The organism is Micromonospora sp. HM134, from assembly GCF_007833915.1.
Classification (GTDB): domain Bacteria; phylum Actinomycetota; class Actinomycetes; order Mycobacteriales; family Micromonosporaceae; genus Micromonospora; species Micromonospora wenchangensis.
The window spans coordinates 2,415,409-2,439,684 of the sequence record NZ_CP041061.1; the positions used below are offsets into that span (position 1 = coordinate 2,415,409).

The 24,276-nt window shown below is 73.6% G+C and carries 17 protein-coding genes and 1 pseudogene; all 18 read left to right on the forward strand.

All coding sequences use genetic code 11. The features are described from left to right. The first annotated feature begins 1,079 nt into the window (after positions 1-1,079). The 18 genes and pseudogenes from FJK98_RS10800 to aroC all read left to right on the forward strand — a co-directional run bounded on the left by FJK98_RS10800 (position 1,080) and on the right by aroC (position 24,207). The gene (locus FJK98_RS10800; RefSeq protein ID WP_145922689.1) at positions 1,080-1,772 is read left to right on the forward strand and encodes a hypothetical protein; all 693 of its coding nucleotides are present in this window, start codon (positions 1,080-1,082) and stop codon (positions 1,770-1,772) included. A gap of 147 nt (positions 1,773-1,919) precedes the next feature. Further along, the gene (locus FJK98_RS10805) at positions 1,920-2,381 is read left to right on the forward strand and encodes a DUF948 domain-containing protein (RefSeq protein ID WP_088647310.1); all 462 of its coding nucleotides are present in this window, start codon (positions 1,920-1,922) and stop codon (positions 2,379-2,381) included. A 34-nt stretch (positions 2,382-2,415) separates the two neighbouring features. Then, complete coding sequence (locus FJK98_RS10810) at positions 2,416-2,721, forward strand: hypothetical protein (protein ID WP_145918904.1); 306 nt, start codon at positions 2,416-2,418, stop codon at positions 2,719-2,721. After that, the gene (alaS, locus tag FJK98_RS10815; protein ID WP_145918905.1) at positions 2,718-5,396 is read left to right on the forward strand and encodes an alanine--tRNA ligase; all 2,679 of its coding nucleotides are present in this window, start codon (positions 2,718-2,720) and stop codon (positions 5,394-5,396) included. The genes FJK98_RS10810 and alaS overlap by 4 nt, the downstream gene beginning before the upstream one ends. A 72-nt stretch (positions 5,397-5,468) precedes the next feature. After that, a complete protein-coding gene (gene ruvX, locus FJK98_RS10820; RefSeq protein WP_145918906.1) occupies positions 5,469-5,930 on the forward strand; it encodes a Holliday junction resolvase RuvX in 462 nt (153 codons plus the stop codon). Then, positions 5,927-7,162, forward strand: a complete 1,236-nt coding sequence (gene mltG, locus FJK98_RS10825) for an endolytic transglycosylase MltG (RefSeq protein WP_145918907.1) — start codon at positions 5,927-5,929, stop codon at positions 7,160-7,162. Before ruvX ends, mltG begins: the two co-directional genes overlap by 4 nt. Further along, complete coding sequence (locus tag FJK98_RS10830; RefSeq protein WP_145918908.1) at positions 7,159-7,968, forward strand: shikimate dehydrogenase; 810 nt, start codon at positions 7,159-7,161, stop codon at positions 7,966-7,968. Before mltG ends, FJK98_RS10830 begins: the two co-directional genes overlap by 4 nt. Before the next feature lie 214 nt (positions 7,969-8,182). Beyond that, positions 8,183-9,691, forward strand: a complete 1,509-nt coding sequence (locus FJK98_RS10835) for a glycoside hydrolase family 16 protein (protein ID WP_145918909.1) — start codon at positions 8,183-8,185, stop codon at positions 9,689-9,691. 115 nt (positions 9,692-9,806) lie between these two features. Further along, on the forward strand, positions 9,807-11,042 hold the full coding sequence (locus tag FJK98_RS10840) for a hypothetical protein (RefSeq protein WP_145918910.1): 1,236 nt from the start codon (positions 9,807-9,809) through the stop codon (positions 11,040-11,042). Between the two features lie 317 nt (positions 11,043-11,359). Then, positions 11,360-12,202: a phosphatase PAP2 family protein gene (locus tag FJK98_RS10845; RefSeq protein ID WP_145918911.1), complete on the forward strand. Its 843-nt coding sequence runs from the start codon at positions 11,360-11,362 to the stop codon at positions 12,200-12,202. 89 nt (positions 12,203-12,291) lie between these two features. Continuing rightward, the gene (locus FJK98_RS10850) at positions 12,292-13,236 is read left to right on the forward strand and encodes a glycosyltransferase (RefSeq protein ID WP_145918912.1); all 945 of its coding nucleotides are present in this window, start codon (positions 12,292-12,294) and stop codon (positions 13,234-13,236) included. Positions 13,237-13,369: 133 nt separating this feature from the next. After that, on the forward strand, positions 13,370-15,376 hold the full coding sequence (locus tag FJK98_RS10855) for a delta-60 repeat domain-containing protein (protein WP_145922690.1): 2,007 nt from the start codon (positions 13,370-13,372) through the stop codon (positions 15,374-15,376). 190 nt (positions 15,377-15,566) lie between these two features. Next, on the forward strand, positions 15,567-17,210 hold the full coding sequence (locus FJK98_RS10860) for a hypothetical protein (protein ID WP_145918913.1): 1,644 nt from the start codon (positions 15,567-15,569) through the stop codon (positions 17,208-17,210). Beyond that, on the forward strand, positions 17,203-18,132 hold the full coding sequence (locus FJK98_RS10865; protein ID WP_145918914.1) for a glycosyltransferase family A protein: 930 nt from the start codon (positions 17,203-17,205) through the stop codon (positions 18,130-18,132). Before FJK98_RS10860 ends, FJK98_RS10865 begins: the two co-directional genes overlap by 8 nt. Positions 18,133-18,193: 61 nt before the next feature. Then, positions 18,194-19,423 (forward strand): annotated as a pseudogene (locus tag FJK98_RS34790) (O-antigen ligase family protein); the annotation flags it as partial. A gap of 1,004 nt (positions 19,424-20,427) precedes the next feature. Next, positions 20,428-22,029: a lipopolysaccharide biosynthesis protein gene (locus tag FJK98_RS10875; RefSeq protein WP_145918915.1), complete on the forward strand. Its 1,602-nt coding sequence runs from the start codon at positions 20,428-20,430 to the stop codon at positions 22,027-22,029. A gap of 13 nt (positions 22,030-22,042) precedes the next feature. Next, positions 22,043-22,930 (forward strand): sulfotransferase domain-containing protein, encoded by an 888-nt coding sequence (locus tag FJK98_RS10880; protein ID WP_145918916.1) that lies wholly within the window; start codon positions 22,043-22,045, stop codon positions 22,928-22,930. A gap of 98 nt (positions 22,931-23,028) precedes the next feature. After that, positions 23,029-24,207: a chorismate synthase gene (aroC, locus tag FJK98_RS10885; protein ID WP_145918917.1), complete on the forward strand. Its 1,179-nt coding sequence runs from the start codon at positions 23,029-23,031 to the stop codon at positions 24,205-24,207. Positions 24,208-24,276: the final 69 nt, after the last annotated feature.

Below are 24,276 nucleotides of genomic sequence, written 5' to 3' on the forward strand. Positions count from 1 at the left end.
CCCGATCAGCCCGGCCCGCCCCGGGGGACGGCCCGGCCGAACCCGCCCGAGAGGGCTGCCGGCCGGCCGGCCGGCCCCGGACCGCAGGGGCCCGACCGTCCCGCCCGGGGGACCCACGCCGATCCCGGTCCGTCACCCGACCCGACCCGGGGCCCGCGTCCCGGCGTGCCCGGTGGTCCCCGGGCCGGTGGCCCGGCTCCGCTGCCCGGCAGCGCGCCGGTGCCGGGTGGCCCGCGTCCCCACGGTCCTGACAACCCCGGTTCTCCCGGGGGCCGGGCCACCCCGCCCGGTGGTCCCCGGACCGGTGCCACGGCCGCCGTGCCGGTGCCCGGCGTCGCGCCGGTCGCCGGTGGTCCGCGTGCGGCGGCGACCCCCCCGGTGGTCCGCCCGGCCGGTGACACCGGTCCGGACGGTGCCGCCGCAGCACCCACCTCCGGCGCTCCCCGGGTCGGTGTCCCCGTCCCGAACGGCCCCCGCCCGGCGGGGCCCCCGGTGGCGGCCCCCGCCCCGATGTCCCGGCCCCGGGCGGCCCGCGTCTCGGCGAACCCGATCCCCGGGCCCCGCGCCCCGACGCACCGTCGCGCGGCACCGCCCGCCCGGACGCCCCGGCCACCGGCACGGCACGTCCGGCCACCGGCACCGTCCGCCCGGCCACCGGCACGGCACGTCCGGACGGACCGGCGACCGGCACCGCGCGTGCGGACGGTCCGGCGACCGGCACCGTGCGTCCGGGTGGTCCGGCGACCGGTACGGCACGTCCGCCCGTACCCGCCGACGACCCGCGTCGTGCGGCGGGGCCGGAGGGGGGCCGACGGCCCGGACCGGCCGCCGATGCCGGTCCCCGGCCCGCCGGTGCGGGCGGGGTCGTCGCGGCGGCGGCGGTGGCCCGGGCCACCGCGCCGGGCATACGACCGGAGGAATCCGTCGGCCGGGCGGCTCCGCCGGTGCGTCCCGTCGACCGGGCGGAGGCGACGGGTTCCGCCGCCGTGCCACCCGGACGCATCGACGGGCCGGGTGTGGCCCGGGTGACCCCGCCGGAGGAGGTCCGGTCCGACTCCGGCGCTCCGGCCGGCGGGCCGTTGCGCCCGGCCACCGCGGACGACGCGTCCGACGTCGACCCCGACGCGCCCGCCGAGCCGCGCCGCCGCTCGGGGGAGCGGCGTCGGCTGCGGCTGGGAGTCCTGGTGCTGGTCAGCGTGGTGCTCCTCGGGGCGCTCCCGCTCTATTTCGGGATGCGGACGCTGAGCCGGGACCCGGTCTTCGACACCCTCGACGAGTTGGGGGTGCCCGGCTGGGCGACGACGAAGACGGTCGACAACGTCAGTGGCAGCCGCTGGTGCCTGCAGGACTGCCGGTTGCGGGAGCGCACCGTGGAGTCCGACCGCGCGCCGGAGGAGACCGCCCGGGTCTATGAGCAGTCCCTGCGGGCGGAGGGCTGGCGGCGGTGGGAGGTCACCCGCTGCCCGGAGCAGCCGGCCAAGGGCAGCTACACCTGCTGGCGGCGCGACGAACTGACCCTCGACCTGTGGGTGCGGGAGCCGACCTGTGCGGCACCGCAGGCGAGCGGGGACCCGGCGGCGCCGCCGGCCACCCCGGTCCCGCCCGCGGCAGGGGAGTGCACCGGCTCGTTGGTCTCGGTGAAGGTCCGTAACGCGATCGACGACGAGCGGACCCGGCCACAGCCGAGCACCGACCCGTCACTGACCGGTGAGGACCCGTTCCCGACGATCACCGATGATCCGCTCGGCGATCTGACACGCTCACCATCCTGAGCCGGTTTCCATCACGGACGGTAGGGTCTGGGGCTGGCAGGCCCGCCTGCTCCCGATGACCCCGTGCGGGTCACGCCGCGACGGCGGGATTCCGGGTCGCGTGTTCCGGGGCGTCGGGCCCCGGAACCCTGCTTGAGGAGGACTTGCGTGGATGGTGGACAGATCGCTGCGCTGATCGCGGCCGGCGCGTTCCTGATGCTGGTGCTCGTGCTGGCGGTGCCGATCCTGCGGCTGCGGCACACCGTGGACGCGACGACCCGGATGATCAACGACCTCAACGAGCAGACCGCCCCGCTGCTGGGGGACGTGAACACCACGGTGAAGAACGTCAACGTCGCCCTGGAGCAGGTGCAGACCTCCCTCGACGGGGTGAACCTCCAGCTCGCCAAGGTCGACACGATGACCAGCCACGCGCAGAACGTCACCGCCAACGTGGCGAACCTGGCCACCGTCGTCTCGGCCGCCGCGGCGAACCCGCTGGTGAAGGTGGCGGCCTTCGGGTACGGCGTCCGCCGGGCCGCGTCGGCACGGCGGACCGCGGAGACCGAGCGTGAGGTGCGCGACACCATCAAGCAGCAGCGTCGGGCCGCCCGGCGCGGCAACCGCTGACCCCGGGCCGGCGGCGCACAGGAGGATAGGGGACATGAGGCGACTTTTCTGGCTCGGTATCGGGCTGGCCGTGGGCGTGGTGGTGGTCCGTAAGGCCACCCGGACGGCCCAGGCGTACACCCCGGCGGGGATCGCCGGTGGGCTGTCCGAATCCGCTGGCGGTCTGGTCGAGTCGCTGCGTAGCTTCGTGGAGGACGTACGGATCGGGATGGCCGAGCGCGAGCAGGAGATCCACGAGGCGTTCGCCCGGGGTGAGGCGTTCGACGACCAGTTCGCCGAGCTGCGGGAGGACCCGCGCATCGGTGACCGAGAGATCTTTCCGGAGGAACCCCAGCGATGAAGACGGCGGAGATCAAGCGGCGGTATCTCGCCCACTTCGAGGCGAACGGGCACACCGTGGTGCCGTCCGCTCCGCTGCCCGCCATCAGCGACCCGAACCTGTTGTTCGTCAACGCCGGCATGGTGCAGTTCGTCCCGTACTTCCTGGGGCAGCAGACCCCGGCGTACCGGCGGGCGGTGAGCGTGCAGAAGTGCCTGCGTACGCCGGACATCGACGAGGTCGGCAAGACCAGCCGGCACGGCACGTTCTTCCAGATGAACGGCAACTTCTCCTTCGGCGACTACTTCAAGGCCGGGGCGATCCCGCTGGCCTGGGACCTGGTGACCAAGCCGGTCGCCGAGGGTGGTTACGGGCTGGACGGCGAGCGGGTCTGGCCGACGGTCTACCTCGACGACGACGAGGCGTTCGAGATCTGGCGCTCGGTGGGGGTGCCGGCGGAGCGGATCGTGCGTCGGGGCAAGGCGGACAACTTCTGGTCGATGGGCATTCCCGGCCCGTGCGGCCCGTGCTCGGAGCTGTTCTACGACCGGGGTCCGGAGTATGGCCGCGAGGGCGGCCCGGCGGTCGACGAGGACCGCTACATGGAGTTCTGGAACCTGGTCTTCATGCAGTACGAGCGGGGTCCGGGCAGCGGGAAGGAGGACTTCCCGATCCTGGGTGACCTGCCGGCGCAGAACATCGACACCGGCATGGGCCTGGAGCGGATGGCCTCGATCCTGCAGGGCGTGGACAACCTGTACGAGATCGACGAGGTGCGGCCGATCCTGGACCGGGCGGCGGAGCTGACCGGCAAGCGGTACGGCGCGCACTCGGGGCACGTGGCGAGCGAGTCGCATCCGGACGACGTCCGGCTGCGGGTGGTGGCCGACCACGTGCGGACCGCGCTGATGCTGATCGGCGACGGGGTGACCCCGAGTAACGAGGGGCGCGGTTACGTGCTGCGCCGGATCATGCGTCGGGCGATCCGGGCGGTGCGGCTGCTGGGCTGGCAGGAGCGGGCGCTGCCGGAGCTGCTGCCGGTGGCCCGGGACTGCATGTCCCCGTCGTACCCGGAGCTGGCGGAGGAGTTCGACCGGATCTCGCAGTACGCGTACGCGGAGGAGGACGCGTTCCTGTCGACGTTGCGGGCGGGGACCACGATCCTGGACACCGCGATCGCGGAGACCCGCTCGGCGGGTAAGCCGGCGCTGTCGGGTGAGAAGGCGTTCCAGCTGCACGACACGTACGGCTTCCCGATCGACCTGACCCTGGAGATCGCCGCCGAGCAGGGCCTGCAGGTCGACGCGGAGGGTTTCCGCCGGCTGATGGCCGACCAGCGCAGCCGGGCGAAGGCCGACGCGCAGGCCCGCAAGACGGGGCACACCGACGTGTCGGCGTACCGGTCGGTGCGTGACGACGGCGGCGAGGTGGAGTTCACCGGCTACACCGAGTTGCAGCGGGAGTCCCGGGTCCGGGCGCTGCTGCGTGGTGGGGCGACGGTGGGCGCGGCGGTCGAGGGGGAGACGGTCGAGCTGGTGCTCGACACCACCCCGTTCTACGCCGAGGGCGGCGGTCAGCAGCCCGACCAGGGGCTGATCACGGTCGGTGCCGGCCAGGTCGAGGTCTTCGACGTGCAGCAGCCGGTGCCGGGGCTGATCGTGCACCGGGCGAAGGTGGTCCGGGGCGAGGTGCGGGCCGGCGAGACCGGTTACGCGGAGATCGACGTGACCCGCCGCCGGGCGATCTCCCGGTCGCACACGGCGACCCACCTGGTGCACCAGACGATGCGCAACTTCCTCGGTGAGTCGGCGACCCAGGCGGGTTCGTTGAACGCGCCGGGCCGGCTGCGGTTCGACTTCAACACCCCGACCGGGGTGTCGCCGAGCGTGCTGCACGACGTGGAGCAGCAGGTCAACGAGGTGCTGCTGGCGGATCTGGAGGTCAACGCCTTCATCACCACCCAGCAGGAGGCGCGGCGGATCGGCGCGATGGCGCTGTTCGGCGAGAAGTACGGCGAGCGGGTGCGGGTCGTCGAGGTCGGCGACTACGCCCGGGAGCTGTGCGGCGGCACCCACGTGGCCCGTTCGGCGCAGCTCGGCCTGGTGAAGATCCTCTCCGAGGCGTCGGTCGGTTCCGGGGTCCGCCGGATCGAGGCGCTGGTCGGGATGGACGCGTTCGGTTTCCTGGCCCGTGAGCACCTGCTGGTGTCCCGGCTGGCGGAGCTGTTCCGGGTGCCCGGCGAGCAGGTCGCCGACCGGGTGGAGCAGACCGTCACCCAGTTGCGTGACGCCGAGAAGGAGCTGGAGAAGCTCCGCGCCCAGTTGGTGCTGGGCGGGGCGGCGGCGCTGGCCGGGCAGGCGAAGGACGTCCGGGGGGTGGCGTACGTCGGCACCGAGGCGCCGGAGGGCGCGGCCGGCAACGACGTGCGGACCCTGGCCCAGGAGATCCGCGGCAAGATCGACCCGGCGCGGCCGGCCGTGGTGGCGGTGGCGGCCCGATCGAACGGCAAGGCATCCCTGGTGGTGGCGGTGAACGCGGCGGCCCGTGGGCGTGGCCTGGCGGCGAACGACCTGGTCAAGGCGGCCTTCTCCGGGCGTGGTGGGGGCAGCCAGGACGTGGCGCAGGGCGGTGGCCTGCCCGCCGCCGAGGCGCCGAACCTGCTGCTCACGGTCGAGAAGGCGATCGCCGACGCGTGACGGAACAGCACCCGAGCCAGGGCGGACCCGAGCTGGTCCGCCCTGGCTCGTCACCGGGGAGGGTGACCATCCGTGAGTGAGTCGTCCCGTGGGGTCCGGTTGGGCGTCGACGTCGGGCAGGTCCGGGTGGGGGTGGCGCGGTCCGATCCGCACGGCATCCTGGCCACTCCGCTGGTCACCCTGGCCCGGGACGTGACCACCGGCGCGGACGCGGTGCCCAGCGATCTCGCCCAGCTCGCGCAGCTGGTCGTCGAGCACGAGGCCGTCGAGGTCGTCGTCGGTCTGCCGGTCAACCTGGCCGGTCGGCACGGTCCGGCGGCCCAGCACGTGTCGGCGTACGCGGGCCGGCTGGCGGAGGTGATCGCCCCGGTTCCGGTGACCCTCACCGACGAGAGGATGTCAACTGTCGTCGCGTCTCGTAGGCTTGCCGAGCGTGGCGTCCGGGGAAAGCGCCAACGTGCGGTGGTGGATCAGGCCGCCGCGGTCGAGATCCTGCAGAGCTGGCTGGAAGCGCAGCGGAGGCGGACGGAATGATCGACGATCTGGACCTCGGGTTCGACGAGCAGGAGAGGGGGGAGAAGGGCCGGCACCGGCGCGGCTTCGTCAACCGACGCAACGGCACGTCGGGCGGCGGCAAGTCGGGTGGCGGGGCCGGTAAGACCATCTTCGCTCTGCTGATGGCGCTGGTGCTGCTGGGCGGCATCGGCGGCGGGGCCTTCTACGGCTTCGACCGGATCCGTAACCATTTCATCACCCCGGACTTCGACGGGCCGGGCACCGGTGAGGCGCTTGTCGACGTCAAGCAGGGCGACACCGCCACCGACATCGGCAACTCCCTCTACGACGCCGGTGTGGTCAAGAGCACCAAGGCCTTCGTCGAGGCGGCCGACGACAACGCGCTCAGCAAGAACATCCAGGTCGGCCGGTACAAGGTCAAGAAGGAGATGCGCGCCACCGACGCGCTCGCCCTGTTGCTGGACCCGAAGAGCCGGGTGGTCAACGGGGTCACCATCCCCGAGGGCATGATCACCCTGGCCATCTACGACCTGCTGGCCAAGGAGACCAAGATTCCGGTCGCCGAGTTCAAGGCCGCCGCGAAGGACCCGGTCAAGTTGGGTGTGCCGGAGTTCTGGTTCAACCGCAAGGACGGCAAGAAGGGGCCGCGCAGCCTGGAGGGCTTCCTCTACCCGGCCACCTACGAGTTGCCGCCGAAGGCGACCGCCGCGCAGATCCTGTCGCTGATGGTGGACAAGTTCCTCGACGTGACCGGGGAGATGAAGTTCGTCGAGACGGTCGAGGCCGACCGGGGCATCTCGCCGTACGAGGCGTTGATCACCGCGTCGATCGCGCAGGCCGAGTCGGTCAACCACGTGGACATGCCGAAGGTGGCCCGGGTGATCTACAACCGGGTCTACACCGACCGCTACCACTGCAAGTGCCTGGAGATCGACAGCGCGATCAACTACTGGCTGCGGTTGCAGGGCAAGGACCCGAAGGATTCCGACATCCTCAAGCAGTCCGAGCTGAACGACCCGAAGAACCCGTACCGGACGCACGGCGCGGACGGGTTGACCATCACCCCGATCAGCAACCCCGGCGAGGACGCCCTCAAGGGGGCGATGAGCCCGCCCAACGGCACCTGGGTCTACTTCATGACCATCGACAAGAAGGGCACCATGGGCTACGGCACCACCGACGCCGAGTACCGGGGTCTCATCCGCAAGATGTGCACCAACGGCGTGCTGAGCGGAGAGAACTGCCGGTGAGGGCGGCGGTGCTCGGCCAGCCGATCGCGCACTCCCTCTCCCCGGTGATCCACAACGCGGGGTACGCCGCCGCCGGGCTCGACGGCTGGTCGTACACCCGGATCGAGTGCGGGGCGCAGGAGCTGCCGGCGCTGGTCACCGGCCTGGGCCCGGAGTGGGCCGGGCTGTCGGTGACCATGCCGGGCAAGGAGGCGGCGCTCGCGGTGGCGGCCACCGCGTCGCCGGTCGCCGCCGCCGTCGGCGCGGCCAACACGCTGGTCCGTCGGCCCGACGGTTCGTGGTACGCCGACAACACCGACGTCACCGGCATGGTGGACGTGCTGACCGGGGCCGGGGTGCGTCCCGGTGCCGCGGTGACGGTGCTCGGCGCCGGGGGCACCGCCCGCGCCGCCCTGGCCGCCGCCGCCCGGCTCGGCGCGACCACGGTGACGGTGGTGGCCCGGCGGGCGGAGGCGGTGGCGCAGTTGCGGCCGGTGGCGTCCGCCGTCGGGGTGGAACTGGTCCCGGCGGCATGGTCGGACGCCGCCGCGCACACCCGGGCCGACCTGGTCGTGGCCACCGTGCCCAAGGGGGTGGCCGACCCGATCGCGGCCGGGATCGACTGGGGACCGTCCACGGTGCTCTTCGACGCGTTGTACGACCCGTGGCCGACCCCGTTGGCGGCCTCGGCGCTGGCCGCCGGCCGGCGGGTGGTCTCCGGGCTGGATCTGCTGCTGGCCCAGGCCGTCGGCCAGTTCACCCAGTTCACCGGGGTGCCGGCTCCGGTCGACGCGATGCGCGCGGCGTTGGCGGCGGCCCGCCGCTGACCGGCGGCGGGTCGGCTGCACCGCATCGCCGACTTTCCGGTCAATCAAGCGTAACCTCGCCGAAGCGGCATTCGTTTGCTGGCCTGCCGAAAAGCAACCCCTGCTCTCTTATTCTTTGGTTAAGTCGTGTCGTCACTCCGATTTCCGACCTGCCACATCCAGCCGTGGTGGATACGCTGCTGCCGGTAATCGTCGCCCACCCGGGGAGTGTTCCTTGAGCCGGCACGGAATCCACCGCGCGCTTCCGGCCATCAGCGGTCGACGCAAGGCGGTCGTCCTCAGTGTCCTGAGCGTCACCGCAGTCGGCGGCATCACGGCCACCATGATGCCGTTGATCGCCGCCGAGGTGCCGCCGATCACGCTCGCCGCCGTCGCGGACACCACGGTCACCCAGGTCCCGCAGGACGGCGACAACGGGGTGAAGACCACCCTGGCCAGCTGCCCGCAGCTGTGCGACGGCAACCGCAACGGCCAGCGGGACGCGGTGCTGGAGTTCCAGGTGCGGGGCCTGCCCGCCGACGCGGTCGACGTCAAGGCGTCCCTGCGGGTGTACGCGTGGCAGCAGTTCTCCTCCCGGGTCCGGGCCCACGCCGCCCAGGGCACCGCCGTCGGCGCCGGCCAATGGGCCTACCGGCCCGCCCTCGGTCCGGTGCTGGCGGCCGTCGACCCGGTAACCCAGGGCTACAACGAGTGGGACGTCTCCGCCGCCGTCCAGGGCAACGGCCCGGTCACCTTCGCGTTGACCCAGGAGAACTGGAACACCCGGATCTACTGGGCGTCGCGGGAGAACGCCAAGGCCGCCATCAGGCCGAGCCTGGTGCTGACCTACCAGCGCAGCGACCGGTCGCCGACCCGCCCGCCGGCCACCACGGCGGCGCCGACCACCGCCGCCCCGACGCCGTCGCCGACCCGGCCGTCGCCGTCGCCGACGCCGAGCCGGACGGTCAGCCCGCCCGCGCCGACCACGGCCGCGCCGCGCCCGACGCCGACCGTCCGCCCCGGCACCGACGTGCCCGGCTGGCGGCTGGTCTGGTCCGACGAGTTCACCGGGCCGACGGTCGACCTCAAGCGGTGGAACCTGCGCGACAACGAGGGCCGCGACATCGACAAGGGGTGCAACGTCGACGACCCGGACAACACCTTCGTCGCCGACGGGGTGCTGACGCTGCGGGCCCAGCGGGAGACCGCGGTGTGCAGCTCGCAGACCCGGCAGTACACCCAGAGTTACCTGGACACCATCGGCAAGGCGTCGTTCACGTACGGCCGGTTCGAGATGCGGGCGAAGTCGCCCAACGGTCCGACCGACTCCAAGGGGCTCTGGCCGGCGTTCTGGCTGCGTCCCGACGACGGCGGCAAGGGTGAGATCGACGTGGTGGAGCTGCCCGGCGGGGCGTCCCTGCACGGGGCCGCCACCCAGGCGATCTTCTACGACTACACGCCGGTCAAGCAGGACCAGCGGTGGGACTTCCCGACCGGCTACCCGGGTGACGGCTTCCACACGTACACCACGGAGTGGGAGCCGGGGGTGATCCGCTGGTACATCGACGGCCGGCAGGTCTGGCAGCGGGACCGCAGCACCACCCCGTGGTTCGACGAGGCGTTCAACAAGCCGTTCAACCTGCGGCTGAACTTCCAGGTCGGCGGCTGGCTGGGTGACCCCGACGCGGCCACCCGCTTCCCGGCCGACTTCCGGGTCGACTACGTCCGCGTCTGGCAACGCTGAACCGCCCGGCACCTCGTACGCCGCCCGGTGGGCCCCGGCCCGCCGGGCGGCGGCTTGTCCGCTGCCCCTATCGTGTCCGCCAGCGCGCGGCGGTCGGGCGGGACAGGTGGAGGGCATGACGGTGGCGACGGATCCACGGACCCGGCACGACGGCCTGGGCTGGGTGACCCGGGCCATCTTCGCCGACCCTCGGATCTGGCTCGGCACGCCGCCCGACCCGGTGCCCGCCACCCACCGCCCGGTCGCCCGGTACGCCGTGGTGCCCTCGGCGGAGCGGGCCCGGTTCCTGCTCCCGCTCGCCTCCCGGCGGGTGGGCGCGGCGTCGACGCTGGCGTACAACGCGCTGCGCCCGCCCCGGGTGCGGGCCAACCGGTTGGCCGTCGGTGTGCTGGCCGGGCTCGGGGCGACCGGGCTGGCCCGGATGCCGGTGCTGACCGTGGCGCTGCCCACCGACGCCGACCCGGCCGAGCTGCTGCTCGCCGCGCACCTGGGCCGGCTGGCGGGCCGGCCGCTGCACGCCGCGATCGGCATCCGTCCCCCCGACCCGCACCACAAGCCGACGTTGCAGCTATTCGACGACCGGGGCGTCGCGCGGGCGTACGCGAAGATCGGGTGGAACGACGCGACCCGGGCGATGGTCCGCGCGGAGGCCGCCGCGCTGCGGGAGCTGCCCCGCGACGGCGGTGACTTTCCGGACGTGCCCCGGCTGCTGCGCGAGGTGGACTGGGGTGACCTGGCGGTGACCCTGGTCGAGCCGATGCCGGCCCGGGTACGCCGTCCCCGCCACCCGCTGCGCCCCGAGGTGGCCGCGATGCTGGCGGTGGCCCGGCGCGGTGGCCCGCCGTCGACGCCCCGGCCGCTGCGCGGTTCGGCGTTCCTGGCCGACCTGACCGCGCGGGCCGCTGCCGCCGGTGGGCCGGTGGTCGCGGCGGTGGCCGCCCTGGCCGCCCGCGACGGCGACCGGCCGGTGGAGTTCGGCCACTGGCACGGCGACTGGGTGCCGTGGAACCTCGGCCGGCACCGGGGGCGGCTGGTCGTCTGGGACTGGGAGAACAGCGGCGCCGACCGGCCGCTCGGCTTCGATCTCGCCCATCAGGGCTTCCAGAGCGCCCTGTCGCTGCACGGCCGGGACGTCGCGGGGGCGACCGGGGAGATGACCGGGATGCTGGACCGGCACGGTGCCGCGTTCGGCCTGGACCCGGCGGGGCGTCGGTTCGTCGCCGACGCGTATCTCGTCGAGCTGTGGTTGCGGACGGCGGAACTCGCCGCCGGTGGGGGTGGCTGGAGTGCCATCCTGCATCCCGCCCTGCTGCACACCCTCGCCGACCGGCTGGGTTCACCCCACCCCTGACCGGCGGCGTCTCCCGCTGGCTGGGACGACTGTCGGGGTCCCGACCGGAAAAACGGCGAAAAGCCACACTGCCGTCACCGCTGCTACCGAACCCACCTCACGTTCCACTAGGGTGACCCCACTCGATCACCACTGGCCGGCGACGGCGTGGTCGGTCCGGCCCGGGACGACGTGGGGACCTCGTCCGGGGCACAGGGTGTGGGGAGGCCCGGCCGACGGCCGGCACAATCAGGGAGCACGATGGGATCGTCACGTGTCATTCAGCCCGGGGTGGACCATGCCCCGGTCACCGGCCGTGCGACTGGCGGTCACTCCCGGTGACCATCGTCTACGTGCTGGCCGTCCTGGCCGTGCTGGTGCCGCTGCTGGTCGTCCCGGTGCTGGCGTCGCGGTGGATGTCGGCCGTCGACACCGGCCGGACCGCCGAACGGTTCCGGATTGCCCTGGCCGGGCTGACCGCCGCGTTCGGCCGGGTCGGCGCGGCCGTGGTGGTGCTGCTGGCCGGCGCGGCGGCGGTCGTCGCCGTCTGCTGGCCGCTCGGTGAGGCGATCTCCCGGCTCGAACCCCACGTCGACCACCCGGTCTTCGACTACGTGCACGCCCACCGGGTCGGCTTCTGGGAAGACGTCAACCTGTTCATCTCCCCGATCGGCGACCGCTACCCGCTCAAGTGGGTGACCGTGGTGGCCGCGATCGGCTTCGCCATCGCCTGGCGTCGCCGCCGCTGGTGGATCCCGCTGGTGGCGATGCCGTTGCAGTTCGTCGTCGAGCAGTACACCCAGACGATCCTCGCGAAGGTCGTCGACCGGGGTCACCCGCCGACCGACCTGGGCACCTACCCCTCCGGCGGCTGTGGCCGGGTGCTGATGACCTTCGGCACCATCCTGGTGCTGGCCGCGCTGACCTGGCGGCTGCCGCGCCGGGTGCTGATCGGCCTGGTCACCGCCCTGGCCGTGCTGGTCTCGGTGGAGGGCTACACCCGCATCTACGCCGAGAAGCACTGGCTCACCGACGTGTTCGGCGGGTGGTTCTTCGGCACCCTGCTGACCGGCGTGATGGTGCTCGCCGTGCTGGTCGCCGACGGTCGGGTCCGCCGACCCGCGGCCCCGGCGCCGACGACCACCGCCGACGACGACGACCGGATGTTGACCGGCACCTGACCCGTACCCCCGTCCGGTGGGCGCGACCCGTCCCCGCGCCGTCCGGACCCGGCCCCCACCACTCCTCGCACAGAAGTTGGGCCACCGACGTGACCACCCTCCTCGTCGCCTCCACCGGTGGGCACCTAGCCGAGCTGCACGACCTGCTGCCCCGGCTCGGGGTGCAGCACGACTGCGTCTGGGCGACGTTCGACTCCCCGCAGAGCCGGTCGCTGCTCGACGGCCACGAGGTCATCCACGTGCCTCCGGCGAGCACCCGCGACCCGGTCGGCGCGCTGCGCGACCTGCTGGCCGCCCGCCGGGTGCTCTGCGGCGGGCGGTTCCGCCGGGTGATCAGCACCGGTGCCAGCGTCGCCATGTCGTTCTTCCTGCCCGCCGCCCGGCACGGCCTGGACTGCCACTACATCGAGAGCGCCACCCGCACCGTCGGCCCGTCGCTGACCGGCCGGCTGGTCGCCCGGGTGCCCCGGACCCGGCTCTACACGCAGTACCCGGGCTGGGCGGACGGCCGGTGGCGCTACGGCGGCTCCATCTTCGACGGATACGCGCCCGCGCCCGCCACCCCGCGCCCGGTCTCCAAGATCGTGGTGACCCTCGGCACCCAGGACCGCTTCGGCTTCCCGCGTCTGCTGCAACGCCTGGTCGACGTGGTGCCCGCCGAGGCGGAGGTGCTCTGGCAGGTCGGCGCGACCCGGATCCCCCGGATGCCGGCCGGGGCCCGCCGGCAGGTGCCGTACGCCGAGATGCAGCAGGCGATGCGGGAGGCCGACGTGATCGTCACCCACGCCGGGGTGGGGTCGGCGCTGGCCGCGATGCGCGCCGGCCACCGCGCCGTCTACGTGCCGCGCCGGGCCCGGCACGGTGAACACGTCGACGACCACCAGGTGGAGATGGCCCGGGAACTCGACCGGCGCGGACTGGTGCTGGCCCGGGAGGCCGACGCCGTCAGCACCGACGATCTGACCCGGGCGGCCGCCTGGACGGTGACCGCCACCGGTGCCGTTCCGGCGTTCCGGTGGGCGGAGGCGGCATGAGGTCGACCGGGGACGGCAGCCCGGTGGCGGGCTCCGCCGGTCGATGCGCGATTCTCGTCCTGCGTGGGTCGTCCGGACGCGACCCGTACGGCAGGACAGGGCCGAGCCGGTGGCGGAGCGGACCGGTCGGTTGATGGTGGGAAATGTCCGGGCAGAGCAAGCTACGCACGATCTCACTTCATTATTGGGGGCGCCAGTGCTTCACAGAACGTCTCGACCGGTGTGGCGGCGGTGGTTCGCCGCGCTCGCCGCACCGGTGCTCGCGGTCGGCCTGCTGGCCGCGCCCGCCCACGCGGCGGACCTCACCCCGGTAACCAGCACCCTCACGTCGGCCAACCCGGCGGACAACATTCCGCACGCGCAGGACGGCGACACCAAGGCGTTCGCCGAGATCGGTAACACGATCTACGTGGGTGGCTCGTTCACCTCGGTCAAGGCCGCCGGGGGCACCAGCTGGACCTCCCGCAACTACCTGTTCGCCTACGACCGGACCAGCGGCGCGCTCAAGGCCGACTTCAGCCCGACGCTCGACGGCGCGGTGCACGCCCTCGCCGCCAGCCCCGACGGCAAGCTGATCGTCGGTGGCGCGTTCAAGACCGTCAACGGGGTCAGCCGCAAGAACCTCGTCCAGCTCGACCCGGTGACCGGCGCGACGGTCGCCAGCTGGGTCGGCCGCAGCGACGGCGGCCTGGTCCGCCGCACCGTCGTGGTCGGCAACAAGCTCTACATCGCCGGCGCGTTCCACTGGGTCAACGGCACCGAGCACTCGCTGCTGGCCCGGCTCGACGCGACCACCGGCGCGATCGACCCGAGCTTCCAGATCGACGCCAGCGTCGCCCGCGCCAGCAGCGAGCTGGTCTGGGGCCTGGCCGTCGCCCCCGACGGCAAGACCCTGGTCGCGGTGGGCAACTTCACCGAGGTCAACGGCCAGCCCCGCAACCAGGTGGTGGTCGTCGACCTGGACGGCACCCCGACGGTCGCCAACTGGAGCACCCAGCGCTACGTGGCCCCCTGCTACAGCGGCTCGTTCCCGTTCTACGCCCGCGACGTCGACTTCTCCGACGACGGCACGTACTTCGTGATCATCGCCGACGGCGGCCGGGGCGACGGGGCGTACTGTGACGCCATCGCCCGGTTCGAGACCGCCGACCGGGGCACGGCCATGGACGCCACCTGGGTCAACTACACCGGCACCGACTCGGTGACCTCCGTCGAGGTGGCCGACAACGTGGTCTACGTCGGCGGTCACTTCCGCTGGCTGAGCAACGCCAACGGCAACGACTCGGCCGGCAGCGGCGCGATCAACCGGTTCGGGCTCGGCGCGCTGGACCCGATCAACGGCCTGCCGCTGGTCTGGAACCCGACCCGGTCGGGCGCCCCGGCGGGCACCACCACCTGGGGCCCGATCATGTGGGAGCTGTGGCGGGGCAGCACCGGCCTCTACGCCGGCTTCGACTCCGACGGTCTCGGCAACGAGTACCACGGGCGGCTGGGCCTGTTCCCGCTCGCCGGTGGGCGTACCGTCGCGGCGACCAACGCGCCGACGGCGTCGTCGGGCTACCTGTACGTCGGGACCGGCAACGGGCAGACCACCAAGGTGTCGTTCAACGGCAGCACCCTGGGTACGCCGGTGAGCAGCGCGCAGGCGAACCTCACCGCGGCCGGCGCGTCCTTCTCGCTCGGCAACAAGCTCTACTGGTCGAAGACCGACGCGACCGCCCCCGGCGGCAGCTACCTGGGTGTGTCGATGTTCACCGGCGGCACGGTGGGCGCACCCTGGGTGAGCAGCGGCTACAACGACTGGTTCAACCCCGCCACGATGGCCGGCGCGTTCTACCTCGACGGCCGGATGTACTACACCAAGGCCGGTACCAACAAGCTGTTCTACCGGTACCTGGAGCCCGACGGCTACATCGTCGGCTGCTCCGAGTTCACCCTGCCCAGCGTGGGCCTGAACTGGGGCAACGTGCGGGGCATGGCCTGGGTCAACGGTAAGATCGTCTACGGCAACACCAACGGCTCCCTGCGGGCCGTGCCGTTCGACGAGACCGCCGTCGACGGCGCCGCCTCGGTCGAGATCGCCCCGGCCGGCGGCGGCGTGGACTGGTCGAGCAAGACGCTGTTCTTCGCCACCTCCTGAGCCACACCTGCCACGGGCGGTCCGCCGGTGTCCCCGGGACACCGGCGGACCGCCCGCGGCGCAGGGGGACCGGTCGGCTGTCGACCACAGGTGAACGGTCGGCGACAATGGGACCACCAGCGGCTCGCACCGGGGCCGTCGTCGGCCCGAGCCGACCCGCCCACCCCCGCATCGCAAGAGGACCTGACTGATGGACGTGACCGACGTCACTCCCGCCCGGCAGCGCCCGGTCGGCCTGGCCGAGTTGGCCCGCATTCCGCTGCGGCGGTGGCGCACGGTGCTCGCCGCCACCGGGCTGGTGCTGTTACTGGTGGCCGCCTACCTGCTGGTCTTCCCGGCCACCTACACCGCCACCACCGCCGTGGTGGTCCGCCCGGTGGTCACCGACCCGTTCTCGGTGCCCTCCGGCGGCGCCGACCGGGCGGTCAACATGACCGCCGAGAGCGGGATCGCCACCAGCAACGACGTCATCGACAAGGTCGCCTCGATCACCGGCCGGGACACCACCGCCGTGGCCGACTCGCTCACCGTGGAGACGCCGGTCGGCGGGCAGGTGATGCGGTTCAGCTACGCCGGGCACAGCGAGGCCGAAGCGGTCGACGGCGCGAACGGCGCCGCCGAGTCGTACCTCGAACTGCGCAAGGGCATGTACGAGAACCAGCGCGCCGCGGTGCTCAAGTCGTACGACGAGACCATCGCCCTGGTCACCAGCCAGCGCACCACCACCCAGCGGTCGTTGCCGGCCAACCAGGGCTCGTCCAGCCCGTCGCCGCGCACCAGCGCCCTGCTCGACCAGTTGCGGGCGCTCAACGACCAGCTCGCCACCCTCGCCGAGCAGCGCTCCAAGATCGCCTCGGCGGATCTGAGCCCCGGTTCGGTCACCAGCGCCGCCCGCGCCCCCGTCCCGTCCAGCCGGGACGCCGCCCCGCTGATCCTGGTCGCAGGGCTCCTCGGCGGCCTGCTCGTCGGCGGCCTGGTCGCCTTCGTCCGGGAATCCATGGACCGCAGGGTCCGCACCGCCGGTGAGGCGTCCGCGCTGGTCGGCGCCCCGCTGCTGGGCACCGTCGGGCGGGACCGCTCAGGCCGGCTCTCCGACACCGACCTGCGCTACCTGGTGCTGGCCCTGGGCCGCTGGGTGGACGGGCCGACCCCGCTGCCCCTGGTCCTGCTCTCCAGCGCCGCCGACGAACAGCGGGAACAGGTCACCGCCGGGGTCGCCGCAGCGCTGGCCCAGGCCGGGCACGAGGTGCGCCTGGGCGTCGCCCCGGAGAGCCAGGACCGCATCCGGGCGCTGCTCACCGACGCCCAGCGCCGGCACCCGGCCGTCGAGCCGACCCGGCCCCGGGTGCCCCGCCCCCGGCCGATGCCCAGCAGCGTCCCGGCCCCGGCCGCCCCCACCCCGGTCACCGGCGGCAACCCGGAGGACACGATGGTCATCCAGCCGGTCCGCAAGCCCCGGCCGTTCCCCACCGACGACCCGAAGAACGGTGGCGTCTACCGCTCCACCACCACCTCGGCGGACAAGACCGAGATCATCCCCAGGGTGCTGCCCAAGGAGGCCCCCGCCACCGACGGCGAGCAGCTGCGCATCGGTGCCGGCGCGGTGCGTCTGGTCCCGCTGGAAGCCCCGGTGGCCGCCGGCGTCACCGTGATCGACGCCCCGCCCGCCCTGCACGACGAACGGGGTGTCCGGGCCGCCCGGGAGGGCCGGGCCGTGCTGGTCGCCGCCCGCGACAAGACCCGTACCGGCCGGCTGGGCCAACTGGTGGAACGGCTGCGCTCGGTCGGCGTCGAACCGGTCGGGTTCGTGGTGACGGGAGAGAAGCGTGACTGAGCCGACGACCACCGGGCACCCGCCGGTGACCGTGGTGATCGCCACCCGGGACCGGCCCGGACTGCTGGAGCGGGCCGTGGGCGCGGTACTCGGCCAGGACTACCCCGGGCCGGTGGAGTGCGTCGTCGTCTACGACCACACCGACCTGCGGGAGCTGGACGTCGACGTGCCGGCCGGGCGCACCCTGCGGTACGTCCACAACACCCACCGGCGCGGGCTGCCCGGTGGCCGCAACACCGGCTTCGACACCGCCACCGCCGACCTGATCGCCTTCTGCGACGACGACGACCACTGGCTGCCGGCGAAGCTGCGCCGGCAGGTGGAACTGCTGGCGCAGCGGCCCGACGCCGCCGCCGCGAGCTGCGGCATCCGGCTGGAGGGGCCGGGCATCGCCAAGGAACGGCAGCTCGACCGGGCCGAGGTCGGCCTGCCCGACTTCGTCGAGGACCGGATCATGGAGGTGCACTCCAGCACCATCCTCATCCGGCGCTCCACCTGGGAGGCCATCGGCCCGGTCGACGAGGAACTGCCCGGCGGCTACGGCGAGGACTACGAGTGGCTGCTGCGGATCGCCGGGCACGGCCCGGTGGTGATCGTGCCCGAGGTGCTGGTGGTGGTCGACTGGCACGGCGGCTCGTTCTTCTTCGGCCGGTGGGCGACCATCGTCGAGGCCACCCGCTACCTGCTCGACAAGCATCCCGAACTGGCCGGGAGCCGGGCCGGCCTGGCCCGGCTGCACGGGCAGATCGCGTTCGCGCTCGCCTCCGGCCGGCGGCGCGGTGAGGCGGTGCGGGAACTCGGCCGGGTGATCCGGCTCAACCCCCGGGAGAAGCGGGTGCTGGTGACCGTCCCGGTGGTGCTCGGGCTGCTGTCGGGGGAGCGGGTGCTCCAGCTCGCCCAGCGCCGGGGCCGGGGTGTCTGACCGGCGGGTGCCCGGGTCGCTCGCCGGGCCGCCGCCGCTGCCCACCTGGCCGCTGCTGGCCATGTTCGGGCTGGTCCCGCTCTGGTGGATGCTCGGCGGCTTCTACCTCGGCTGGTCGGTGTTCGGGGTGGTGCTGCTGGGCCTGCTGGTCACCCGGGGCCGGGTGGCGCTGCCCGCCGGCACCGCCTGCTGGCTGGTGCTGCTCGCCCTGGTGCTGCTGAGCTTCACCCGGCTCGACCGGGCCACCGCCTACCTGACCTCCGGGCTGCGCTTCGGCTTCATGCTGACCGCGCTGATCGTCTGCGTCTACGTCTACAACCTGGTCCGCGACGGCGTCCCCTGGGAGCAGGTGCTCCGCCCGCTCGGCTGGTACTGGCTGGGCGTGGTCGCCCTGGGCTGGCTGGCCGTGCTGGCACCCCGGTTCCAGCTCACCACCCCGGTGGAGATGCTGCTGCCGGGCAGCATGTCGGGGGAACGGTTCATCCAGGCGTTGACCCACGTGCGGGCCAACGAGTTCAACCCGGTCTCCCGGGCCCCGATCTACCGGACCGCCGCGCCCTACCCGTACACCAACAACTGGGGTACGGCGTACGCGCTGCTGGTGCCGTGCGTGCTGGCGTACCTGACCTCGGTGCGTACCGGCAAGTTCCGGGTGGCGCTGCTGGTGTCGTTGCCGCTGTCGATGGTGCCGGCGTTCATGACCCTCAACCGGGGCATGTTCCTCGGCCTCGGGGCCGGGCTGACCTACCTGGGCCTGCGGGCGCTGGTGCGGGGCAACGCCAAACTGATCGCCTCGATCGGCGGGCTGGTGCTGCTGGTCTGGGTGGTCAGCCTGGTGGTGCCGGTGCAGGAGCTGATCGACAACCGGGTCAGCAGCACCGACACCAACGTCGACCGGATGGACCTCTACGTCCGTACCCTCCAGGCCGTCGAACGCTCGCCGCTGCTCGGGTACGGCGCACCGAACAGCGTCGACACCACGCTGGCCGAGGAACCCCTGGGCACCCAGGGGATGATCTGGCAGGTGCTCTACAGCCACGGCATCCCGGCCCTGGTCGCCTTCCTGGCCTGGCTGGCGCTGATCGCCAAGCGGCTGGCCGGCGCGGTCTCCCCGGCCGGGCAGTGGCTGAGCACCATCCCGGTGATCGCCCTGGTGGTGATCCCGGTGTACGCCTACATCGACCCGAACATGTCGGTCATCTTCTTCGCGGTCGGGGCCGGGCTGGCGGCGGTCAGCGGGCCGGTGAACCGCGCGGTGACCCTCGCGCCGGGGGTCGTCGACGCCCGCGCGCCACGCCCCGCGACGGCCGGCTCCGGCGTACCGCCCTCGGCGACCGGTGGTGCGGCGACCGGCACCGTGGCGACCGGCGGTACTGCCCCGGCGACCGGAACGGCCGCCGTGCCGGCCCGGGCGTCGGCGACCGTCCCGACCCCGCCGACCCGGGCCGCCGTGCCGCCCCAGCCCGCCACCAGGGCCACCGCCGCCGTGCCACCCTCCGCTGCGCCCACGACGGCCTCCCCGGTCCCGCCCCGCACCCCGGCTCCGCCCGCGCCGGCCTCCCCGGCTCCGCCTGTGGCAGCGTCTCCGGTCCCGTCCCGGGCCCCGGCTCCGCCTGTGGCAGCGTCTCCGGTCCCGTCCCGGGCCCCGGCCCCGCCTGTGGCAGCGTCCCCGGCTCCATCCCCGGCCCCGGCCACGACGACGCCCACGGCCGCACCCCGAGTTCCGGCTCCGCCCGCGACGGCGTCCCCGGGCGCACCCCAGCCACCGGCCCCGGCCGCGCCTTCGACGTCGGCTCCGGGCCGGCCACCGGCCCCGGCGCCGTCCTGGCCCCCGGTTCAGGCTCCGGCCCGCCCCTGCTCACCCGCCCCGGCGCCGGGCCAGGGATCGCCTCCGGTCGCGGCCCCGCCCCCGGCTTCCGGGCCGGCTCCCCGCCGGACCGCGATCCCCCTTCCCGGGCCGGCCCGACCGCCGGCTCCCGACCCGGCGTCGTCCCCTGCCCCGCCTCCGCCGTCAGCTCCGGCTCCCATGTCGACCCTGGCCCCGATCGGGGCTCCGGCTCCGGCTCCGGCTCCGTCTCCGACGTCAGCTCCGGCTCCGGCTCCCGTCCGGCCCCCGGCGGCGACACCTGTCAGCGGTTCCCGGCCGGCCGGCGGGGTGGACGCGCCGACGGTGGTGCAACCCGCATGCGTCGGCGGCGACACCCCGCCCACCACCCCGGCTGACGACCGGCCCCGCGCCGGGGAGCAGGACGGCACCGGAGGCCAGACCCGCACCGAGGACGGCAGGGAGCAGGCATGAGACGACCGGGAACCGGAACCACTCCGGCGGTACCCCGGCAGCTCGACCGCCGCGCCGCCGATCCGGGGTCGCCCCCGTCGGCCGGCCCGGTCGTCACCGACGCGGCGGGCGGCTCCGGCGAGGTACGGCGCAGCGCCCGTAACGGTGCGGTCGGGTTGGTCGGCGCGGCGGTCAACGGCGCGCTGGGTTTCCTGCTCACCGTGGTCATCGTGCGCGGCTTCGGCACAGACGGCTCCGGTGCGCTCTTCACCGCCATCGGCGTGGTCTCCATCCTGGGCGCGGTCTGCTGCGCCGGTGCGGACACGGCCCTCGTCTGGGCCCTGCCCCGCCGCCGGGTGGGTGCCGACGGTGACGCCGCCCGGCTGCTGCCGGTCGCGTTGCTGCCGGTCCTGCTGCTCACCGGGGTCGTCGCGACGGTGGGCGTGCTCACCGCCGACCTGCTCGCCCCGGTCTTCTTCGCCCGGTCGGACGGGCCGACGCTGCTGCGCCTGGCGTTCCTCGCCCTGCCCGTCACGGTGGCGATGACCGTGCTGCTCGCCGCCGTCCGGGCGGTCCGGCCGGTGACCGCCGTGGTCGGCATCCAGTACGTGCTGGTGCCGCTGGCCCGGCCCGCCCTGCTGCTGGCGACGGTCGCCACCGGTGCCGGGGTGGTCGTCGGCTTCGGCGGTTGGTTGCTGCCGGTGGCGTTGGCCGTGGTCGCCGCCGCCGTCCTGCTGCTGCGGCCCCTCGGCCTGCTCGCCGGGGCGCGGCTACGCCCGGACGGCGCGGACTGGCGTACCCTCTGGGGCTTCGCGTTGCCCCGGGCGGTGTCGGCGGCCATCGACGCGAGCAGCATGTGGGTCGGCGTGCTGCTCACCTCGGCGCTGGCCGGCGCGGACGAGTCGGGCGTCTTCGGCGCGGTCGGCCGGTACGCCCTGGCCGGACTGCTGATCATGCAGGGGTTGCGGGTCGCCGTCGCGCCCCAGTTGTCCCGGCTGCTCGGGCAGGGGCGCACCGCCGACGCGGCACTGGTCTACCGGCGGGTCACCGTCGTGATCATCCTGCTGTCCTGGCCGGCGTACCTGCTGCTGGCGGTGTTCGCGCCCGGGTTCCTCAGCCTCTTCGGCGACGGGTTCACCGTCGGGGCCGCCCCGCTGGCGGTGCTCGCCGGGGCGATGCTGGTCAACTCGGGGGTGGGCATCGTGCAGACGATGCTGCTGATGAGCGGCAACAGCGCCCGGCACCTCCAGGCCACCCTGGTCGGGCTGGCGCTCACCGTCGGGCTGGGCTTCCTGCTCATCCCCGACCACGGGGCGCTCGGCGCGGCGTACGCCTGGACGGCCGGTGTGGTCGCCGAGAACGTGCTGGCCGCGCTGGCCGCCCGGGTGGCGATCGGCGAGCCGCTGCTCACCCGTTCGGTGGGCTGGGCGGCGGTCGGGGCCGGCGGCGGCGCGGCCGTGGTGGCGGTGCTCAGCGCGCTGGTCGCCGGCCGGGGCGTGGCCGGTCTGGCACTGGCCCTGGTGGTGCTGGCGGTCGTCGCCGCCGGGCTGCTGCTGGATGGGCGGGTCCGGCGTACGGTCCGGGCCGCCGTGACGATGCTCAGGCCGAGACCGGCGTGACGAGAGGGAGACGATGACGATCCGCGACCGCCTCAAGGGTGTGGTCCCCCACCAGGTCACCCACCAGGTGCGCAGCTCGCTGGTCAGGTACGGCGAACGCACCAGCGACCGCCGGCCGCTGCCGGACTTCCTGATCACCGGCACCAAGCGGGGCGGCACCACCTCGCTGTGGCGTTACCTGCTGGCGCACCCCCTGGTGCCCCGGCTCTTCCCGGCCTGGAACACCAAGACCTCGCACTACTTCGAGGAGAACTGGGGCCGGGGCGAGGCGTGGTACCGGTCGCACTTCCCGACGGTGCGGCACCGGCAGGCCCTGGAACGCCGGCACGGTGGGCCGGTACGCGTCGGCGAGGCCGCACCGCTGTACATGTTCCACCCGCTCGTGGCGCAACGGGTCGCCGAGCTGATGCCCGACGTCCGGTTGATCTTCCTGCTCCGCGACCCGGTGGAACGGGCGTACTCGCACTGGAAGGAGCGGCGTACCGAGGGCAAGGAGCCGCTGGACTTCGCCGAGGCGCTGGCCCGCGAGGAGGAACGGACGGCGGGGGAGCGGGAGAAGCTGGTCGCCGATCCGACGTACTTCAGCGAGGCGTACGACTGGTACACCTACCGGGCCCGGGGCCGCTACCTGGAGCACCTGACGCCGTGGCTGGACCGGTTCGACCGCTCCCAGCGGCTGATCCTGCCCAGCGAGACGCTGTACGCCGAGCCGGCCGCCACGTACGCCCGGGTGCTGGACTTCCTCGGCCTGCCCCCGCACCGGCTCGCCGCGTACGAGGCGCACAACCACCGGCGCAGCAGCGCCATGCCGGAGCAGGTCCGGGCCGAGTTGAGTGCCCACTTCGCCCCGCACAACGCGGCACTGGAACAGCGGCTGGGGATGCGCTTCGACTGGTCGTGATCGTGCCGGTGCCCTGCCGGGTGGACCTCGCCGTCCGCAGGGCGGGACGGGCCGGACACGGTGCCGGCGACGGCACCGCTCGTGACAGACTGACCGTCGTGTTGCGTTGGCTGACTGCAGGTGAATCGCATGGTCCGGCTCTGGTGGCGTTGTTGGAGGGGGTTCCCGCTGGGGTGGCGGTGAGCACTGGTGACATCGTTGGTGAGTTGGCTCGGCGTCGGCTCGGTTATGGGCGGGGTGCCCGGATGGCGTTCGAGCGGGACGAGGTCGAGGTCGTCGGTGGCCTGCGGCACGGCGTCACCCTGGGCAGCCCGGTCGCGATCCGGGTGGGCAACTCGGAGTGGCCGAAGTGGCAGACGGTGATGGCCGCCGACCCGGTCGACCCGGACGAGCTGGCCAGCCAGGCCCGGAACGCCCCGCTGACCCGTCCCCGGCCCGGCCATGCCGACCTGGCCGGCATGCAGAAGTACGGGCACACCGACGCCCGGCCGATCCTGGAGCGGGCCAGCGCCCGGGAGACCGCCGCCCGGGTGGCCGTGGGCACCGTGGCGAAGGCCCTGGTCAAGCAGTCCCTCGGCATCGAGATCGTGTCGCACGTGGTGGAGCTCGGCTCGGTGGCCGCGAAGCCGGGGCTACGGCCGATGCCCGAGGACGCCCAGCGGATCGACGCGGACCCGTTGCGCTGCCTCGACCCGGAGGCCAGTGCCCGGATGGTCGCCGAGGTCGACGCCGCGAAGAAGGCCGCCGACACCCTCGGTGGCGTGGTCGAGGTGCTGGCGTACGGCGTGCCGCCGGGCCTGGGCAGCCATGTGCAGTGGGACCGCAAGCTCGACGCCCGGCTGGCGACCGCGTTGATGTCCATCCAGGCGATCAAGGGCGTCGAGATCGGGGACGGGTGGTTGCAGGCGCGGTCCCGGGGTTCCGAGGCGCACGACGAGATCATGCCGACCGCGACGGGCGTGCGTCGGGTGACGGATCGGGCGGGTGGTCTGGAGGGTGGGATCACCACGGGTGAGCCGGTGCGGGTGCGGGCGGCGATGAAGCCGATCTCGTCGTTGAACCGGGCGTTGGCCACGGTGGATGTGACCACGGGGGAGCCGGCGACGGCGATCAACCAGCGGTCGGATGTGTGTGCGGTTCCTGCCGCGGCGGTGGTCGCGGAGGCGATGGTGGCGTTGGTGCTCGCCGAGGCCACCATGGAGAAGTTCGGCGGCGACTCGGTGGTCGAGATCCGCCGCAACCTCGCCGGCTACCTCGACGCGCTGATCATCCGGTGAGCGCCGGTCGCCAAGAAGGGCTGGCTCGGGTGAGGGCGAGGAGTGCAGCGCAGCGGAGCCCCGCAGCCG